Origin of the sequence: Bdellovibrio sp. HCB185ZH (assembly GCF_047302455.1) — a bacterium.
GTDB lineage: Bacteria > Bdellovibrionota > Bdellovibrionia > Bdellovibrionales > Bdellovibrionaceae > Bdellovibrio.
Genome location: NZ_CP178624.1, coordinates 3,722,077 through 3,739,586, shown reverse-complemented (window position 1 = coordinate 3,739,586; position 17,510 = coordinate 3,722,077). Strand labels below are relative to the sequence as shown.

Here is a 17,510-nt window from a genome sequence, read left to right as displayed (position 1 = left end):
TAACTATTTTTTAGCTTTTGCAGCTGGTTTTTCAGCTTTAACGATATCCATCAATTCAACTTCGAATACTAGAACTGAATTTGGTGGGATACCAGGACGACCTGAAGGACCGTAAGCAAGTTCTGGTGGGATGAAAAGTTTAGCTTTAGAGCCAACTTTCATCAATTGAAGAGCTTCTGTCCAACCTGGGATAACGCCACCAACTGGGAATTCAGCTGGTTGACCGCGGTCGTAAGAAGAGTCGAATTGCTCTCCGTTCGTCAAAGTACCTTTGTAGTGTACTTTTACTACGTCTTCTTTTTTAGGTTGAGCGCCAGTGCCTTCTTTTTCGATGATGTATTGAAGACCAGAAGCAGTTGTTTTTACGTTCGCAGCAGATTTGTTCTTCTCAAGGAAGTCTTTACCTGCTTTAGAGTTCGTCTCTGCAGCTTCTTGTTGTTTCTTCATAGCCATTTCTTGAAGTTTCATCATCGCTGCTTGCATGTCTTCTTTAGTCATTTCATTTTTGCCAGCAGAAGCATCTTTCAAAGCCTGCGCCAAAGCGTCAGAATCGAAATCGATGTTTTGTTGTTTCAAGTTGCCACCGATTTGTTGACCAATAGCGTATGACGCTTTTTTGATGTCAGTGTCCAACTTTACTTTTCTAGTGCAGGCAGTAGTCGCAGCAAGAGCAACAACAAGGCCTCCAAGTACTAACTTATTCATTTAATCTCCCCATTCAAGGTTGTTTATTTTCACAGACCCCATATCTTGCGCTGATTTATGGGAATTTCAAATAGATGATGCGTGCTGACACGCGCGTTCTTTCGATAATATAAAGCTGGCAACACAAATGGGCACGCTGAAAAATCGGCTATAGCAAGACACAAGGAGGAAGGTGTACTTCCAGTACGCCGACGACGCAGCAACACAGAGATAGCCGATTTGCCAGTGTGCCTAAAGAGGGTTTAGGAAGTCTTCGGAAATTGCGCCGTAGAGGGTTTTGAAATTTAAAGGTTTGGCGATAAAGCGAAGTGATCCCTGATCTTCGTTCCCTTTGCGGGAGTAAGGTGCACTCATTTCGGTACAGATATAGATCTTCACGCGGGGGAACTTTTTTTGAACAACTTTAAGTAGCGCGAGCTCATCCATGTCGGGGGCGGTGACTTTCGAGATCACCAGGAGCACGGGGGAGTTTCCAAAGCTTTGCAATTGAGTGATGCATTCTTGAGCATTTGCAGCGAGATGAAAATTGAAGTTCAGCGCAGAATTATTCTGCGACATCTCCTGTTTAAACAAATCCAGGAGTGCTGGTTCGTCATCTACGAACAACACGTGAACCATCTACTCTAAGCTCCGACTTTCCCATGAATTTGGGCCTTGAATGACCCATTACAAAAGTGTGCTCTGCGTTGCATAAATCAGCAAGCGTTTCTTGCGATTTCTGACTCTTAACTTCGGAAAAACTCGGGAAAATACAGATATTTGGATCCCCTGAGCAGATTTCAAATGTCGCCCTGTCAAGTGCCCGTCCCAACCTGAGAATTTAATCGTGTCTGATTGCCTCAAACAGACAATTCCCTGCACAATAAGACTAAAGGAACTCATATTATGCTCAGCTTGCTCTTACTGTTCTCTTTAGCAAATCCTTCGTTTGCACAGTCGAAAATCAAAAAGCCCAACACCCATATTTATGAAGCAGAACCCTCGGAAGAAAAGCCAAAATCTTTTTCCGCAAAGGTGCGCGTGGTGCGGGATATTTCGGATGAGGTTGAGGTGTTTTTTGACTCTGATGAAGCGCGCGGAGCCTACACTTTGCCACGCAAAATTTCTGGTTATGCGACTGTGCTTAAGACTTTGCAGGATTCTGAAAAACCTGGTGGTCCACCGGTAGCGGTGACGGCGGACTCAGAGAAAAGAATTCTGAGTGTGGAAAAAGGCGCAAGCTCTTCGGGCTCGGGTTACAAAAAGAAGAGCCAGTATGATCCAGGAGAGATTCCTGACATCTAGCATTACCCTTACTTGCCATCCCAGAGGACAAGTGAGACTTTTTCTCTCATGCGAATTCTTGTCGTTGAAGATCAAGTTAAAATGGCTAACTTCCTGAAAAAGGGACTGAACGAAGTTGGATATGCTGTCGACATCGCGGAAAGCGGAACGTCGGCAGAGTCCTACATGGCTCAAGGCGATTATGACTTGGTGATCTTGGATGTCATGCTGCCAGACCAAAACGGTATCGATACAGCCAGACACCTTCGTCGCGACGGATACGCGGGTCCGATTCTGATGGTCACCGCTCTTTCCACCACAAAAGATAAAGTCAACGGCCTGGATGCCGGAGCTGATGATTATCTGACCAAGCCTTATTCGTTTGATGAACTTCACGCCCGTGTTCGTGCATTGCTTCGTCGCAAAGGCACGGCGAATGGTGGCGCTGCTATCACCAATATTTTAAAATATGCCGACCTGGAACTGGATCTTTTGCAACGTAAAGTGCGCAGATCTGGCCAGGAAATTTCCCTGACCACGAAAGAGTTTGCGCTGCTGGAATACTTCATGCGCAATCCCGAACGTCCTTTGGGTCGTGTCTCGATTGCAGAGCATGTCTGGGATATTCACTTTGATTCCGAATCCAACGTGATCGATGTGTATATCAATCTTTTGCGCAAAAAAGTCGATGCACCTTTCAACAAAAGACTCATTCACACCGTGGTAGGGACTGGCTATGTTCTTAAAGAGTCTCCGTAAGTTTTTTGCTAACTTAAGTCTACGGGTGCGCCTGTCTTTGATCTTTGTGGTGTTCTTTGGTGCCACGACGATCCTGTTCAATATGTTTATCTTTAAAATGTCGATCGATAACCTACAGCAGGATTTCGACGATGCTCTTTTTAACTACTCCGTCGATGTTTCCGAAGGCGTTGAAATTGGAGTTAAGGGTGATTTAAACTTCCCTCCCCTGCGCCTGGATCACGGAAAAATTCTGCCTTTTCCTTTGGGAACAGCCTTGATTCAAGTTCGGCATAGTTCGGGAGCGGTGCTTGCCCGGGTGGGAAATTTTGGTGAGTTTAATCCTCCCTATAAAAAGGATTTCGAACGCATTTGGGCCGGCGAAGAGGCGACTTATCGCACGATTGAACACATTCACAATATTCCCTCTGCGGAAGCGGATTCTTACCGGTTGATTTCTTTTCCACTGGATAACGTCGCAAAACCTCAGTTGTTGCTGCAAATTGCTGTGCCCATGACTCTGCTGGAAACCCAGATCAGTAAGCGTCTGACACTTTTAGAGGTCGGTATTCCAATCGTCCTTTTGATTGCAACACTGGGGGGATTGTTTCTTTCGGCCCGTGCTTTGGCGCCGGTTAATCACATGATTGATATCGCTAAAAAAATCAAAGCGAGCGAACTTTCCAGCCGCGTCCCGATTCCGGCCGCGAATGATGAAATCAAAAAGCTTGCTTTAACTCTAAATGAAATGCTGGATCGTATCGAGCAAGCCTTTCAATCCCAGGAACGTTTCGTTGCCGATGCTTCCCATCAGCTTTTGACACCGCTGACGATCATGCGCCAGGAAATTGAGCTTTTGAAAACACAAAAGCAGATCGATGTTGATCAATACACGCGCAGTGCTTTGCAGGAAGTGGATAGCCTTGCAAACATCGTTCAGGAAATGTTGCTTTTGGCCCGCGCCGATGCGGGCTTGGGAGCGTTGAGTTTGCAGGAAATCTCTTTGGAAGAGTTGGTGTTCGAAGCCCTCACTCGCTGCGAGAAATTAGCGAACTCGAAAGGCATCAAGCTTAAGTTTAATATCAACAATGAATCCAAAGCTGATCGTAAATCCGTTCGTGGCGATAAAGATCTGCTGGAAAACTTGGTCTTTAATATTATTGAAAATGCGATCAAATACTCCCCAAATAACGAAGTCGTGACGATCACGTTGATTTGGAAAGACGACGTCAGCCAACTATTTGTTCAAGATAATGGCCCGGGAATCCCTGAAGACAAATTACCCTACATCTTTGAACGCTTTTCTCGCGGGTCCTCCATGGAAAATCGAGTGAAAGGATTCGGCTTAGGTCTAGCTATTGCGCAAAAAATCGCGAATCTTCATGAAGCGAAGCTCAGTGCAGGCAACAAAGAGAGAAACGGCGCGATATTTTCTTTTGAAATTAAAAACATTTAATCTGTTTTTAATCATGGTTTTAACTCCCTTTGCTACGCTGATCATGTTTCCGATTAAGGAAAACATTAAGAACCATTTGGAGGTTTTATGAAATTGGTATCTCTAGTATTGTCTGTTGTATTCGCTGGTGTTGTTGCTCAAGCTAACGAAGCTGCTCCAGCTGCTGCTACTACTACAGCTCCTGCTGCTGCAACTACAACTGAAGCTGCTCCAGCTGCTAAAACTGAAGCTAAAGCTGACAAAAAAGCTGCTAAAAAACACGGCAAAAAAGCTGCTAAAGAAGAAGTAAAAAAAGAAGAAGCTGCTCACTAGTTGAGTACTTCGAGCTTTTTGCTCTTAGTTAAAAAGGGAACCTTCGGGTTCCCTTTTTTTTTGCCCAAAAGGTACGGACTTACTTTCTCCCAAAAACACGGAACTATAGAAGTTATGTTCATACATACGGGAGAAAGTAAGTCCGTACCTTTTGGTTACGCAAAAACCGGCAGGCACCCCTTTACCTTTTTATTAAAGAAGCCACAGGCAAACAATTGCCACCGCTGTGGGAGCGAGGGCCGCCATCAGAAGATTTAGTGGCTTAATTCCGCCGGGGAATTTGTGGCTTAGGACTGAATAACCTGCGGCATTCGGCGCATTGGCGATGATGGTTAATCCCCCACCCGCCAAAGCACCCGCTACCAAAGCATATTTACTGGAATCAGAAAGATCGACTTGAGAACCCAAATAAGTCAAAGCTGCATTGTCAGTAATCGCCGTCAAAAGAGTGGCGCCTTTGAATAAAACGGCGTCATTCATTTTGCCTAAAAGAGGTGCGAGCCACCATTTTTGGAACGCACCGAATTGAATAATCCCTCCCAGGAATAATGAAACCAAAAGACTTTCTTTTAAACGCAGGTGATCCTGATAGCGAATCGTCGCCGAAGCTACGCCCAGGAATAAAAGGAAAATACCCAGGAAGGCATTGCGATGATGTCCTGTGATCACAATTCCTGCAAGGAACAGCAAATGAATGAGGATCACAAACCAAGGAATAGCAGCTTGAGAATGTGCAAGGCGTGCCTCGACTTCCTTCAAGGTGATACAACCATTTTTAAAATCTTTTCTGAAGATCAGAACCAAACCAACTGAATTTATAATCACTGCAATCGCAGCTTTCCAGCCCAGATGAGACGCCACGAAAGCAAAATCCCAACCCCATTTGGAAGCGACCATTAAAATCGGAGGGGCGGCAAAAGGAGTCAGAGCTCCGCCGATAGACACATTGACGAACAATACCGCAATCAATGCATAAATCAGTTTGTTGGATTCTTTTTGCAACATTGCATTTAACATGAACGCCGTCACCGTCATTGCTGCGGGCTCTGTGATAAAACTGCCTGACAAAGGACCCAAAATCATGACGACGGCAAGATCAGTTGAGACCGCAGGTGTTTTAAAAATCTTTTGAATACCACTGCTGATTGCTAAAATTCCCTGACGAGCGACCGTTAATACGGGGCGAGTCGAGCAAACAACCATGATCGCAAAGATAAAAAACGGCTCCGTAAAATCCAAAGAATTTTGGTACGTAACTGCTGCCGTCCAACCTTCCAAAGAGATATACACCACCATGAAAAGACTGGCCCAGATTGCAAAGACAACTTCGATTTCACCTAAAAGATGCAAGAAACCACGGGTTAAAGAATCCTTGGGAAAGTGATGGGACCATTGCAGGATTTTCCCAACCATAAATGTGTGGATCACCGCCACGCCAAAGAACAAGGTACCAAGAAGCTCAAGTGTTGTGTATGTCATGAGTAGATTCTACTCACAGAACATTACGCGTGTCTAAAAAAACTGCCCACGAGTTGCTGGATTTCATTTTTGAATTCTAATTTTTCCAGCCAACGTGAAGGAATCGCCTGCGAGCCATAGAAAGCTCCGCACAATACTCCTGCCACTGCTCCGCACGAATCAGAATCATCACCGCGATTTACCACAGAGACCAAAGCATCCTCGAAATTGTCGTGCTTCATGAATGCCCATAAACCCGCACACAGAGTGTCGACACAGAAACCTGAAGTGGAAAGATTTTCCCAGGATGTTTCAGGGATATTTTTTAACTTTTGATAAATAAAAGGACTGAATTTCTCCGCTTCATTCAATGCGACGGCAAAAATCTCTGTTTTAGTTTTTCCCGCCAACGCCGCTTTCACTGTAGGAATAAAAATCAAATCTGTATCCACACAGTGTTGATGACCATGAGTCATTTTAGTTTGCGTAACCATGATCTCGTGCAGACCGTGAGTTTTTTCTGCGCCGTAAACACCAACCGCATTTTCTGCGAGCAACGCAAGTGGCGCTACACGCATGATCGAACCATTGCCTTGAAATTCGTTATTCACAAATCCACAATCACGCAAAGCCTTGCCGTCTTTAAGGTTCTGCAAGCCTTTGATCGTCGTCGTGCCAATGTCAGGAGGGTTACTGGCAAACCAAGCCAGCATTTCAGATTTCAAAATATCAAAAGAAATTTCCTGAGGGTTTTTGATTGCTCGCAAAACACCGAGCATGAGATCCGTATCGTCAGTGGCCTCACCGGGAGCCCAATTAAATTTGCCCCCACCCACGATTTCAGTTTTGGTATTCCATGTCGGCTGCGGTGGCAAAAACTCCCAAGGAGCCCCCAAAGAATCCCCCGCATGAAGCCCCCATAACATCCCCAAAACTCTATCTTGATAAAGCATCAAAACCTCTAGTGTGCTGATAAGTAAGTTTTATCAAGGCGCAAGAAGGAAGCTGTACAAATGTACAGCGACGACGCAGCAACGCAGAGAAAACTTAATTAGCGGCACACTAGTGGCAAAGGTTGGCGTTGTCAGCCATAAACTGTCTTTGAGCTTGTAGCTCGCCCACTGAATATTGGAACATATTCAGATCACAGCCGTTTTGTCGGATCAATGATTCCACTGCTAATTTTTCTGGTGGAGTAAGCCCTAAATCCCAGATCAATTTTACCTTCAACCATTGTTGCAAATACTGACAGCGGTAAGCGGCGTTTGGTGGCATGTAACCTTGTGGAGTGTTATCACTCTTAGACATGTTTTCATGACCATCCGTTGAAACAAGATGGAAGTTGTTTCCCAGAAAATTCGCATACAGGCAGCGTTTAGGATAACCCCACTTATACGCTCCACTCACATAAGCATTTTTCAAAGGAACAAAGTGATCAATTTGAATTTCAGATGCTTCCGTGACAGTGGCACCCGTATACGGCTCATCCCACTCGCCGCTACGGACAGTGCAACCAGCCGTGTTGTAAGTAACAGGTACTTTTGAATCGCGAACCAAAACCAGGCCGCGAGTGTTTAAGCACGTATGATCTTCACTTGGACGAATCCAAGTTCCAAAATGCTGCTTACGGTTATAGGCCTGCCCCACATTTCCGTAGTCTTCGTTATGATGATCGAAATGCAAAAGCGATATAACAGCAGCTTTAATTTCCGTTGCTGGAGCAGCAGCGTCAAAAATATCTTGGATGGTTTCAAGGGGGTCCACAGAGGTTTTTGGCGGAATGGCAGAGAAGGAAGGCGTCGTCGTGACAGTGTAATACTCACTGAAGCGGGGGTTATTTCCACTCACATCAGAGAGCAGATCTTCCCTTGCATGCACACTCACCGCACAGATCGATACAAGCGCTCCGACTAGAAGCTTCTTCATCTCTTGCCCCTCTTATTCACAAGACATCCTTGTCTTGTATTATTTGGCGTATATAACCATTAAAGAAGGACCAAAGTACTAAAGCAACATTATTATTGTTAGAGTTCTGTCAGATCCCTTGCTCCGCAGAAAGAGACATTATGTTACGCGTTGGGCGTTTTCGCCATCGTCTGCTTGACGAAACATTTTTAGAAAATCACTCCGCTCAAGCGGTGCGTTCTTTAATGCCTTTCGTGCAAATGTGGCAGAGTGGGAAAATCAGTGATGTGGAGATGGTGGGCGCTTATCTTTTGACGTTTACCTTTCTGCGTCGGCCGACGGATTTTCTGGGAGGTTTACACAATCTCCCCCTGCCAAAAAATCCCACGATGGGAGTGAGCGGAAAGCTTATCATTTCAACGCTGCGCCAAACTTTGCCGGAAGATTTAAAGAACGCTAAAAGTCTGCGTCCTTTGGATATCGATGCCGACTTTGTGTCGACTTTCTCAAGCCACAGCTGGCGCTCGATTCCTTTTTCCGTTCAAAAAAGCCTCAGTGCTTGGCAGACCGGCTTATATCCCCTGAATCTTCTGACTCACCTGCCTTCGGCACAGGATGTTTTACAAATGCAGGCCGACGGTCAGCGGTGCGTGAGCATGCTCCTAAAACCCGAAGAAATTCATTCCTTTGTGGAAGAAGGCCGCGACGTTTTGGGCTTTATCGTGCATGACTTGATTCACGCGGATCACTTTTTTAACGATCCCCTGCGGGCCCAAGCGCAAGTGCATTTCTGTCAGAAGTTACTTGAAGTTTTAAAGCTACCTGCGATTCAACACATGCTTTTTATCGACGATATCTTTCGCAAAGAGTTTCACTATCTGATGTCAGATATGAATTCCGTTCCCCTGCATTTACTAAAAACCTTAAAGGCTGTTTTACTGGGATACTACAAACGCCAGCACGATGCCGACATGAAACTGTCCCTGCCCGCGTCCTTAGAAAAGCTTTTTGATGATTGTTACCGTCAAGTTTTAGCCCCTTGGAACTTTTCTGGCGCCGAGTTTGCGGCCGCTCAACGGCTCAACACATTGAACTTTCAACATCCCAGCGACAGTGTGATTTTAGATCTGGCCCTGGGTAAAAATCATTCGCCAACTGAAAACTATTTGGTAATCTCTTAAGTATGCAACTTAAGGAATTACTCGATAAAGCCCAGACCCTTCGTCGCTTCAAAGCTGGCCAAGTCATATTCGAAGCCGGCGGAGAACCCCAAGGTCTTTACAAAGTCCACGAAGGTTTGATCAAACTGGATTCAACCTCAGCCAGTGGCGCCGCACACACCTTAAGACTGATCGGTCCCGAAGGTTTAGTGGGCTATCGCGCTTTATTTGCCGGAGAAAACTACTACGCCACAGCGATCGCCGTAGAAGAATCCGTTTTATCATTCGTCCCAAAAAACGAAATACTGGCCCTCTTCCGCGACCATCCCGAAGCTGCCATGCAATTTCTGGAATTCCTATCCCGCGATCTGCGCCTCGCCGAATCCAAATGGACCGGCCAAATGGACAAAGACGCAGCCGCAAGAATCGCCGATGCGTTGTTGTTCCTGCAACAAAACTTCCCCCAACAAAATTGGACAAGAAAAGAAATCGCCCAATGGGCCGGCACAACCCCAGAAACAGTCATTAGAACCCTAGCCACTTTCGAAAAAGAAGGCATCATCGACCAATCCTCCGGCCGAACCATCCAAATAAAAAACCGCGAACTACTTCTCTCCAAATCCGCAGAGGACTAATCTCCTCTCGAGTTACTCCTATCTCTCTATCTCTCCAATACCCCTCTCATTTAGCAGAAAATTTTTGAGTGAAGGAAAATAACTACGATCCGTTCGAGCGGGCCTGCCTTGGGCTCGGCGGACTCCTGCATGCAACGGAAGCGACCTCCGTCGGCGCACGATGCGCGAACCCGCCAAAGGCGGGCGACGGTGAACCACGGATGGTGTGTCGCGGAGATGCGTGCGGGAGGCCGACGAGTCCAAGGCAGGACCGCTCGAACGGCACCGCGAACTAAATTTCTTTCAAGCAAGAAATCAGACCGACTAAATGAGAGGTGAATTGTCTCTCGTCACGGGATTTATTCAGAAAATTCGTTTTCCTTGTTCCTCCGGAACTCAGGGGTTTAGCCTAAGATCAGTTTATCAAAAGGCTCAAACTGATAGGAGGATCTATGCTATCCCGATTTAATAAGGTGATTTTGGCTTCGGCTTTTGCGGCAGGATTTATTGGCTGTGCCAGCACTCCGCCGAATGTTGTTTCTATTCCGACGACGGCGAACCCTACAACGGAAATTGCCCGTACTGACGAGATGTTGAATGAGGCTCGTTCGAAACAGATGAATGTGCTTTCTCCGGATAACTTTAAAGATGCAGAAAAATCTTTGGATAAAGCCAAACGATATCTGTCAGATAAAAAACCGACGGAAAAAATTCTGGAACAAGTCGCCTACTCTCGGGCTTGGTTGCAACAAGGGGAAAATAAAGCAGATATCTCTAAAAAATCTCTGGGAGAAATCACAGACGCCCGCACTGGCGCTTTGAAAGCCAATGCACCGCAAATGTATCCTAAAGAATGGAAAAAACTGGAAAACAAACTGCAAAACATCACGAAAGATGTGGAAAACGGAAGCTTAACAGCAGCTGATAAAAAAGGTGCTGACCTTGTGGCCTCTTACCGCACACTGGAACGCGACTCCGTGGCGAAACAGTATTTGGGCCGAGCAAAAATGACTATTGATGAGGCCGAAAAAGACAAAGCTGCTGAAAAAGCGCCGCGCTCTTTAGCTTTGGCTCAAGGCAAGTACAACCAGTCTTTAAATTTGATTGGTCAAGATCCTCGTAACACCGCTGCGATTTCAAAAGTCGCGGAAGATGTAAATCGCGAAGCTGAGCATTTGGCTGAAGTGATGAGCAAGGTCAATGCAGGTAACTCTGAAGCTTTGGTTCTGCAAAACGAACGACAACAAAAAATGATTACCAGCCTTCATAAAGAAACCAAAACTCAAGCCAGAGAATTGACGGCGGCGGAAAAGCAACTGGAAGTAGCCAAACAGCAGGAAGCTGAACTGGCTCGTCAACAGGCTTTAACAGATACGGCAGATAAGCTTCGCAAAGAACTTCGCCCTAATGAAGCCGAAGTTTTCACTGAAGACGGAAAAGTAATGGTTCGTCTAAAAGGTTTGAACTTTGCGAGCGGTAAAGCGAATCTGACTCCGAAAAACAAAGCCTTGCTTCAAAAAGTGGAAACAGCTTTGAATGATCTTCCAACAGCGAAAATCGAAGTTCAAGGTCACACGGATTCAACTGGCGCAACAGAAGCAAATCAAAGAATCTCTGAAGCCCGTGCGAAATCCGTACAAAAACAATTGATCGCAAACGGTGCCTCTTCCAGCCAAGTGGAGGCAGTTGGTTTGGGTGAGGACCGTCCCATCAGTAATAACAATACAGCCGCGGGACGTGCGCAAAACAGACGTATCGACCTTGTGATTGAACCTAAAATCCAGGAGTAGTTTATGACACATCTACCGGGCCATGCTTGGCAGGACTTAAAAAAAGAGCTTATGGAAAAATGGCATGAGCTGACGGAGAACGACTTAGACAGCACTCGTGGAAACACTCATTCCATTGTGGACTTGTTGGAAAGAAAAGTAGGTATGAGAATCGAAGAGGCCAGCGAGCGATTTGCAGAAATCGCTTCGCACTATCACCTCTACGAGGAACCAGAGGAAGAAGATCAGGCTCCAGTGGAACCGAAAGAAGAAAGGACGATGGAGCTTTCGCCAAAAACGCCAAGTTCCCGTCCCGATGTTTTACCAAAACCTTGATTTAGGGAGTCCCGTCTTGCAGGCGGGACTCTGACTCGCGATTTACAGTCACAAAAGAACATGGAATTGAATTTAGAATCTGCTGTTCACCGTGGGATTTTTTAATCAGCTGAAGCATATCAGCTTTCCTCTCCTGCTTTCTCACGAACACCATCAGACCGTCTTCTTTTAATTGCGCGAAAATCTTATCCGGCATTTCTGCAGACCCCGCCGTAAAAATAATTCGGTCATAGGGAGCTTCTTGCTCGTATCCTTCAAAACCGTCACCAGTGAATACTTTTGCGTTGGTGATGCGCATTCTATCCAGAATACCCCGAGCGCGATCTGCTACCTCCGGAATGATCTCGGAGCTCACCACTTTTCCCTGAGGGCCCACGATGTAAGACATCAAAGCTGTGTTCCAACCAGAACCAGCTCCTAACTCAAAGACTTTATGGCCGGGAGCGAGTTGCAACATATCCAAGATTCGCATCACGAAGCTCGGTTGAGAAATGGTGGAAACGAAAGCTCCTTTTTTATAAAGTAACAACGGTGCATCCTCATAAGCCTCTTGCAGAGTGTATTCGGGCACAAACAAGTGACGAGGATAACGATAATAAGCCTCCACAACTTGTTCAGAGAGCGGGAGTGATTTTTTCAGAAGCAAATCCTGATATTGTTCCATCTTGAAATCCTTATTTCCCTTGCGCGATAAAATCCCCAGAGGCACGATGAATTCATGACACTCACACAACTAGAATACATTTTGGCGGTTGGAGACACGGGAAGTTTTAGCCAAGCAGCTTCTCAGTGTCACGTTACACAACCTACACTTAGTATGCAGATTCAAAAGCTCGAAGATGAACTCAACGTAATTCTGTTTGACAGAACCAAGCAACCGGTGCGCCCCACTCAAATTGGTGAGTTGGTGCTCAAGCAAGCACGTCTTGTTGTGCAAGGCTCACAACACCTTCGTGAAATCGTCGATGAAAATAAAGGTGCGATCAGTGGAACTTTAAGAATCGGCATCATACCCACTTTGGCACCATATCTCTTGCCCCTCTTTCTAAATCAATTCATGAAAAAACACGCGAACGTCCACCTCGTCATTGATGAGCTAGAAACTCAGGCCATTGTCGATAAAATTCGTAACAACTCCTTGGACTTGGGAATTGCAGTCACTCCCATTGATGATCTCAACATCTCTCAAAAAGCTTTATTCTATGAACCCTTCGTCGCCTATTTTTCGCCGGGGCATTCTTTGTTACAGAAAAAACATGTCGATGAGTCCGATCTGTCCTTAAATGAAATGTTATTGCTTAGCGAAGGGCATTGTTTCCGGGAGCAAAGCTTAGGTCTGTGCAAAAACAAAAAAAATCTGAATAGCTCCGCGAACTTTTCTTTTGAGGGCGGAAGCTTAGAGACTTTAAAAAAACTTGTCGACCAAGGTGATGGTTTCACCTTGTTACCTCTATTAGCTGCAGATGATGTGAGCGATAAAAAACGTCTGAAGCCCTTTTCGGCGCCCGTTCCCACAAGAGAGGTCAGCGTCCTTCATGGACCTCATTTTCAGCGTAAAGCCCTTCTTAAGGCACTTACAGACACCATCGTGCAAGCACTCCCAAAAGAGATGCCGTTAAACCGATCGAAATCACAGTTCAAAGTCGACAATCCCCTGGGGCACAGAAGTTAACTGTGCCCTATGACATATAGATATAGCCTATACATTTCATAACAAAAGAAGATTATTCATTTCCTTCAAGTGGGCCTATCCTGTCTTTGTCAGTGAGACTTGCCCTAGGAGGACATTATGAAATACGCAGCACAAAAAGAATCAACCGCCAACTCTACCGTCCATACTTTCAATAAAGCTTCTGCGAAAAGCAATCAGACGGCGACTCAATCTGGAACTATCGAAGAAATGAAAAAAACTTTGGCTGATGAGTACTTCTTGCAACTTAAAACTCAAAACTTCCACTGGAACGTGGAAGGACCCTTGTTCTTTTCTTTGCATAAATTATTTGAAGAACAATACGAAGAAATTTCCGAGTTCGTGGATCGCTCTGCAGAAATTCTGCGCGCTTTAAAATCCCCTGCTCCCGGAAGTTTTCAAGCCTTTAAAAAATTATCAGATGTGGAAGAGTGCACTGAGGAAAAACTCAGTTCGACAAAAATGATCGATATTTTAACAGCCGACCACACCACTCTTGCAGAACTCTACAAAGCCCGTCTGGAAACAGCGGAACAAGAAGAGGAGACGAGTGCTGTGACACTGTATGAGGACTTGATCACCTTCCACGAAAAAGCAGCCTGGATGATTCGCAGTCATCTCTCCTAGTGGCGCTGCTTTTTTAAACGCAAAAGGCACCTTGCTTAGGTGCCTTTTGTCTTTTCAATCTTATTTGGTGGAGTTTTTAAACAACCAGCTCGATAATCGCGCGGAATCCGTGATTTCCCGCCATGGCTCCAAGAATATTTCTAAGTGAAGAGATATTTTTTCCTTGGGCGCCAATCAGTTTTCCTCTGTATTCCTGAGGAAGATCGACTTTATAGATGGTGGTTTTCTCTCCGCAGGAAAAAGTCACTTCCACTTTATCCGTACACGAAGTCATTTCTTTTACCACTGTCGCCATAATTGATCCGATTCGTTGACGTGCTTCATTCAATTGTTGTTCGACTGTCACAAAAACTCCTACATACTACACAAGAAATTGTTGCTTCAAAATCGTTTGTCCGCAACAACAGAATATTTTCTGGTCCTTCTGTTCCCTACCCGAAATGTGAAAAGTATTCGGTGATACTCCACGAAATGTTCATATACATGATAACTCGGGTGGCTATTATTCAATTCGACAAACGGAGCGAGTTCAACTTTTCTTTTTGCTCAATCTTTATTTGAATCGAGACTCCAACAACAATAGGAGGATTCAAATGATGAAAAGATTTACTCAACTAGCTGTTATCGCGGCCTTCGTGACTCCAGTGATTGCTCAAGCAGATCAAGCGGAATTGACTGTGACGATGGCCGACTCCATCGTTTACGCAAAAGCGGATGCACCAGATTCTTGTAAGCAAATCAATCTGACGGCGGAACAACAAACAGCATTGAAAGATGCATTCCTGGATTTTACTGAAGCGAAAAGACCACTTCGTCGCGATGTGAAAATGGCGTTCCGTGATATGAAACGCACTTTCTCAAGCTCGACTTCCACTCGTGAAGAAGCCGTGGCCTCACAAGCAAATGTTGGAGCGAAGGTAACAGCGTTGGGAAAACTGATGGGTGACTTCCAATTGAAAGTATTCTTCGACATTCTAACTCCAGCACAACGTGATCCAGCGATGCGCTGTCTAGATGACTTGAAATAAGTCGGCATCGATTACTTAAAATCAAACAAGGGTCTTCCCTGGGGGAGGGCCCTTTGTTTTTCGATCTCCGCGTCTCGATGTGAGACTTTCGTCTAGCTCCATATTCCCTCCACAATTGTGTTTGAAAATGAAACTTAAGGATAAGGGTCTATTTTGATACCTTAAGGGTTATGGCAACACAAATATTTCTTCTCGAAGACGATCCTATTTTGGGCAAAGCAATTCAGATGCAACTGGAATTGGAACAATTCCAAGTTCACTGGGCGAAAACTTTGGCTGCCGGTCGCGAAATTTTCAAAACTCAATCCGGGATTGATTTATTTTTGCTCGACGTAAATCTTCCAGATGGAAATGGGTACGAATTCTGCGAGTGGTTGCGCAACGAGGGGATCAACACCCCTATCATGTTTCTAACGGCCCGTACGGACGAGGAAAGTGTCGTTCGTGGATTCGAACATGGCGCCAATGATTATATTCGTAAGCCTTTTGGACACAAAGAAATTTTAGCCCGCATTAAAAACCAGTTGAATGAGCGCAAACCTACCTTGGATTTGTTGCGCTTTGCTGGCCTGACGTTAATTAAAAATCAACAGGTTCTAAAAACTGAGACGTCTTTGGTTACTTTGAATCGTCGTGAGTTTGAAATCTTACGCGTATTTTTTGAAAATCCAGAAACCATTATTTCCCGTGAAAAGCTGATCTCGAGCCTTTCTTCGGGGGAAGAGCTATTTGACAGAACCGTCGATTCCCATATCAGTCACGTGCGCTCGAAACTTAGTAAAAATGGTGTGACCAATGTCAAAATTAACTCTGTTTATGGACAGGGTTATCGTCTGGAGAAATCGTCATGATCGTACGTTCTTTGTTTCGTCGAAACTATTTTATCTTTGTTTCGATTATCATCGTCTTTATTTTCATGGCCTTTGGTTCCGCGTGGTTGGTTTCTTATCTGGATCGCCCGGCGCAAGTGCGCTATGTGAAACCGCCGAATTATCTTTTCAGGAATTTATACGAGCAATTGGACAGTGATCCGATTGTGGCCTTTCAAAAGTTTCAAGCCAGTAACAGCTCCGATAACTTTTTACGCTTTGAATTGATCGACGCCACGGGGAAAAGTTTGATCGATGGCGAACCGGTTTTGCCTCGTGCTTTGTCAGACGTGGAAGTGAATTCTTTGGCGCAGGATAAAGCCGTGCGCTTTGGTGAAATGGAGTTTGGCCCTCCTAAAATTGAAGTTTCAAAAACCAAGTTTGCGGGAGTGTACTTCGTGCACAGATTTAATCCCCCACAATTTGGTGGTGGACCTGGCATGCCTCCTCCTCCTCCAGGTGGGCCGATGTGTGGCCCTCGTCCCTGTGCGGGTGGCCCGGGCTCGGGTGGACCGCCAGGACAAATGGGTCCTCCGCGCGGACCGGGTGGCCCCTTCGGCTCATTTGTTGATCGTCGCAATCCCCTTTTTATTACTGTCGGATTTTTAATTATCTTTACGTTGGTGTCTGTGGGTATCGCCCTGGTCTATCAATTCTCACGCTATCGTGAGCGTGCGCAGGAAGCTTTCAATGTCTTGGGTGAACTTCGCCATGGAAACTTGGCGGCGCGTTTGCCTTCTAAAAAGTTTGAAGAGCTGGCTCCGCTGGTCAATGCGTTTAATCAGATGGCCGGAGATATCGAGAGCATGGTGGAGAGTTTACGTAAAGCCGATCAGGCTCGTCGTCAACTTTTGCAGGATTTAGCCCATGATCTGCGCACTCCCCTGGCTTCTTTGCAAACTTTCCTGGAGACTTTGCAAGTGGGCGAAACACGCCTGTCAGCGGAAAAGCGTCAGGAAATTGTGTCTTTGTGTTTTTCTGAAGTCGAATATTTCGGAAAATTAGTTGAAGACTTGTTGTTCTTGGCACAGATTACTGAGCCTAAGTATTCCGCAGGGACTGAAGAGATCAATTTGCTAGAGCGCGTGCAGGATCAGGTTACGGTCTTTAAAAACCGTTATCCTAATTTGAGTTTTAATATCGACTGCACCATCGATGCTTCCAAGGCTCAGTTCATGGGATCTTCGAAATTGATTGATCGCTTGTTACGAAATGCCTTTGAAAACTCATCGTCTTTTGCGAAGTCGAAAATTCAGGTAAGCATTTCTAACGGAGGACCGAAATTGCAGCTTTCTATCAGCGATGACGGCCCGGGGTTTAGCGAAACTTCACTGAAAGAATTCGGCCACAAAAAAGCCAGTCGCAGTTTGACAGATAGTTCGTCAGGCAAACGTATCTCAGTTGGAATCGGTTCTGTTATTATGAGAGAGATCCTTCAACTTCACGGTGGTGAACTTAAAGCAGAGAACATCATCACTGACAGTTCCAATCACTCCGTTCTTGGCGGACGTGTCTCATTTTGGTTCCCTAAAGCATAGTCCACAATCATTAAACACTTGCCCGTTACCTTTTATATATAG

20 protein-coding genes are annotated in these 17,510 nt (G+C 45.4%); 13 read left to right on the top strand and 7 right to left on the bottom strand.

Going from position 1 to position 17,510, the window contains the following annotated elements; translation table 11 throughout:
• Window positions 1–3 precede the first annotated feature (3 nt).
• Together ACLSU7_RS18170 and ACLSU7_RS18165 are read right to left on the bottom strand one after the other, a co-directional pair.
• A complete protein-coding gene (locus tag ACLSU7_RS18170; protein WP_413293311.1) occupies window positions 4–705 on the bottom strand; it encodes an FKBP-type peptidyl-prolyl cis-trans isomerase in 702 nt (233 codons plus the stop codon).
• Window positions 706–936: 231 nt separating this feature from the next.
• Complete coding sequence (locus tag ACLSU7_RS18165; RefSeq protein WP_413293310.1) at window positions 937–1,323, bottom strand: response regulator; 387 nt, start codon at window positions 1,321–1,323, stop codon at window positions 937–939.
• Window positions 1,324–1,590: 267 nt separating this feature from the next.
• Between ACLSU7_RS18165 and ACLSU7_RS18160 the strand changes: the two genes are divergently transcribed.
• The 4 genes from ACLSU7_RS18160 to ACLSU7_RS18145 all read left to right on the top strand — a co-directional run bounded on the left by ACLSU7_RS18160 (window position 1,591) and on the right by ACLSU7_RS18145 (window position 4,474).
• A complete protein-coding gene (locus tag ACLSU7_RS18160; RefSeq protein ID WP_413293309.1) occupies window positions 1,591–1,989 on the top strand; it encodes a hypothetical protein in 399 nt (132 codons plus the stop codon).
• A 48-nt stretch (window positions 1,990–2,037) separates the two neighbouring features.
• Complete coding sequence (locus ACLSU7_RS18155; RefSeq protein WP_413293308.1) at window positions 2,038–2,727, top strand: response regulator transcription factor; 690 nt, start codon at window positions 2,038–2,040, stop codon at window positions 2,725–2,727.
• Complete coding sequence (locus tag ACLSU7_RS18150; RefSeq protein ID WP_413293307.1) at window positions 2,705–4,162, top strand: ATP-binding protein; 1,458 nt, start codon at window positions 2,705–2,707, stop codon at window positions 4,160–4,162. Before ACLSU7_RS18155 ends, ACLSU7_RS18150 begins: the two co-directional genes overlap by 23 nt.
• Before the next feature lie 87 nt (window positions 4,163–4,249).
• Window positions 4,250–4,474: a hypothetical protein gene (locus ACLSU7_RS18145; protein WP_413293306.1), complete on the top strand. Its 225-nt coding sequence runs from the start codon at window positions 4,250–4,252 to the stop codon at window positions 4,472–4,474.
• A gap of 192 nt (window positions 4,475–4,666) precedes the next feature.
• Here the strand turns inward: ACLSU7_RS18145 and ACLSU7_RS18140 are convergent, their stop codons facing one another.
• The 3 genes from ACLSU7_RS18140 to ACLSU7_RS18130 all read right to left on the bottom strand — a co-directional run bounded on the left by ACLSU7_RS18140 (window position 4,667) and on the right by ACLSU7_RS18130 (window position 7,858).
• A complete protein-coding gene (locus ACLSU7_RS18140) occupies window positions 4,667–5,953 on the bottom strand; it encodes a putative Na+/H+ antiporter (protein WP_413293305.1) in 1,287 nt (428 codons plus the stop codon).
• Between the two features lie 23 nt (window positions 5,954–5,976).
• The gene (locus ACLSU7_RS18135; protein ID WP_413293304.1) at window positions 5,977–6,885 is read right to left on the bottom strand and encodes an ADP-ribosylglycohydrolase family protein; all 909 of its coding nucleotides are present in this window, start codon (window positions 6,883–6,885) and stop codon (window positions 5,977–5,979) included.
• A 109-nt stretch (window positions 6,886–6,994) separates the two neighbouring features.
• Window positions 6,995–7,858 (bottom strand): HNH endonuclease family protein, encoded by an 864-nt coding sequence (locus ACLSU7_RS18130; RefSeq protein WP_413293303.1) that lies wholly within the window; start codon window positions 7,856–7,858, stop codon window positions 6,995–6,997.
• A gap of 140 nt (window positions 7,859–7,998) precedes the next feature.
• Here ACLSU7_RS18130 and ACLSU7_RS18125 point away from each other — a divergent pair, with 140 nt between their 5' ends.
• From ACLSU7_RS18125 to ACLSU7_RS18110, 4 genes are all read left to right on the top strand, one after another.
• Window positions 7,999–9,018 (top strand): hypothetical protein, encoded by a 1,020-nt coding sequence (locus tag ACLSU7_RS18125; protein ID WP_413293302.1) that lies wholly within the window; start codon window positions 7,999–8,001, stop codon window positions 9,016–9,018.
• A 2-nt stretch (window positions 9,019–9,020) separates the two neighbouring features.
• The gene (locus tag ACLSU7_RS18120; RefSeq protein WP_413293301.1) at window positions 9,021–9,632 is read left to right on the top strand and encodes a Crp/Fnr family transcriptional regulator; all 612 of its coding nucleotides are present in this window, start codon (window positions 9,021–9,023) and stop codon (window positions 9,630–9,632) included.
• 431 nt (window positions 9,633–10,063) lie between these two features.
• The gene (locus tag ACLSU7_RS18115; RefSeq protein WP_413293300.1) at window positions 10,064–11,401 is read left to right on the top strand and encodes an OmpA family protein; all 1,338 of its coding nucleotides are present in this window, start codon (window positions 10,064–10,066) and stop codon (window positions 11,399–11,401) included.
• A gap of 3 nt (window positions 11,402–11,404) precedes the next feature.
• A complete protein-coding gene (locus ACLSU7_RS18110; RefSeq protein ID WP_413293299.1) occupies window positions 11,405–11,716 on the top strand; it encodes a transcriptional regulator in 312 nt (103 codons plus the stop codon).
• Window position 11,717: 1 nt separating this feature from the next.
• Here ACLSU7_RS18110 and ACLSU7_RS18105 read toward each other — a convergent pair whose 3' ends face one another.
• Window positions 11,718–12,380: a protein-L-isoaspartate O-methyltransferase family protein gene (locus tag ACLSU7_RS18105; protein ID WP_413293298.1), complete on the bottom strand. Its 663-nt coding sequence runs from the start codon at window positions 12,378–12,380 to the stop codon at window positions 11,718–11,720.
• Between the two features lie 54 nt (window positions 12,381–12,434).
• Here ACLSU7_RS18105 and ACLSU7_RS18100 point away from each other — a divergent pair, with 54 nt between their 5' ends.
• Both ACLSU7_RS18100 and ACLSU7_RS18095 read left to right on the top strand, forming a co-directional pair.
• A complete protein-coding gene (locus tag ACLSU7_RS18100; RefSeq protein ID WP_413293297.1) occupies window positions 12,435–13,388 on the top strand; it encodes a hydrogen peroxide-inducible genes activator in 954 nt (317 codons plus the stop codon).
• A 117-nt stretch (window positions 13,389–13,505) separates the two neighbouring features.
• The gene (locus ACLSU7_RS18095) at window positions 13,506–14,033 is read left to right on the top strand and encodes a Dps family protein (RefSeq protein WP_413293296.1); all 528 of its coding nucleotides are present in this window, start codon (window positions 13,506–13,508) and stop codon (window positions 14,031–14,033) included.
• 76 nt (window positions 14,034–14,109) lie between these two features.
• Here ACLSU7_RS18095 and ACLSU7_RS18090 read toward each other — a convergent pair whose 3' ends face one another.
• Window positions 14,110–14,379, bottom strand: coding sequence for a KH domain-containing protein (locus ACLSU7_RS18090; RefSeq protein WP_246845644.1), 270 nt, complete (start codon window positions 14,377–14,379; stop codon window positions 14,110–14,112).
• 247 nt (window positions 14,380–14,626) lie between these two features.
• Between ACLSU7_RS18090 and ACLSU7_RS18085 the strand changes: the two genes are divergently transcribed.
• The 3 genes from ACLSU7_RS18085 (at window position 14,627) to ACLSU7_RS18075 (ending at window position 17,468) form a co-directional block, all read left to right on the top strand.
• A complete protein-coding gene (locus ACLSU7_RS18085) occupies window positions 14,627–15,061 on the top strand; it encodes a hypothetical protein (protein WP_413293295.1) in 435 nt (144 codons plus the stop codon).
• A gap of 170 nt (window positions 15,062–15,231) precedes the next feature.
• Window positions 15,232–15,912 carry a response regulator transcription factor gene (locus tag ACLSU7_RS18080; protein ID WP_413293294.1) on the top strand — a complete coding sequence of 227 codons (681 nt, stop codon included), beginning with the start codon at window positions 15,232–15,234 and terminating at the stop codon, window positions 15,910–15,912.
• Entirely contained in the window at window positions 15,909–17,468 is a 1,560-nt protein-coding gene (locus ACLSU7_RS18075; RefSeq protein ID WP_413293293.1) for a histidine kinase dimerization/phospho-acceptor domain-containing protein, read from the top strand. Before ACLSU7_RS18080 ends, ACLSU7_RS18075 begins: the two co-directional genes overlap by 4 nt.
• The last annotated feature ends 42 nt before the right edge of the window (window positions 17,469–17,510 follow it).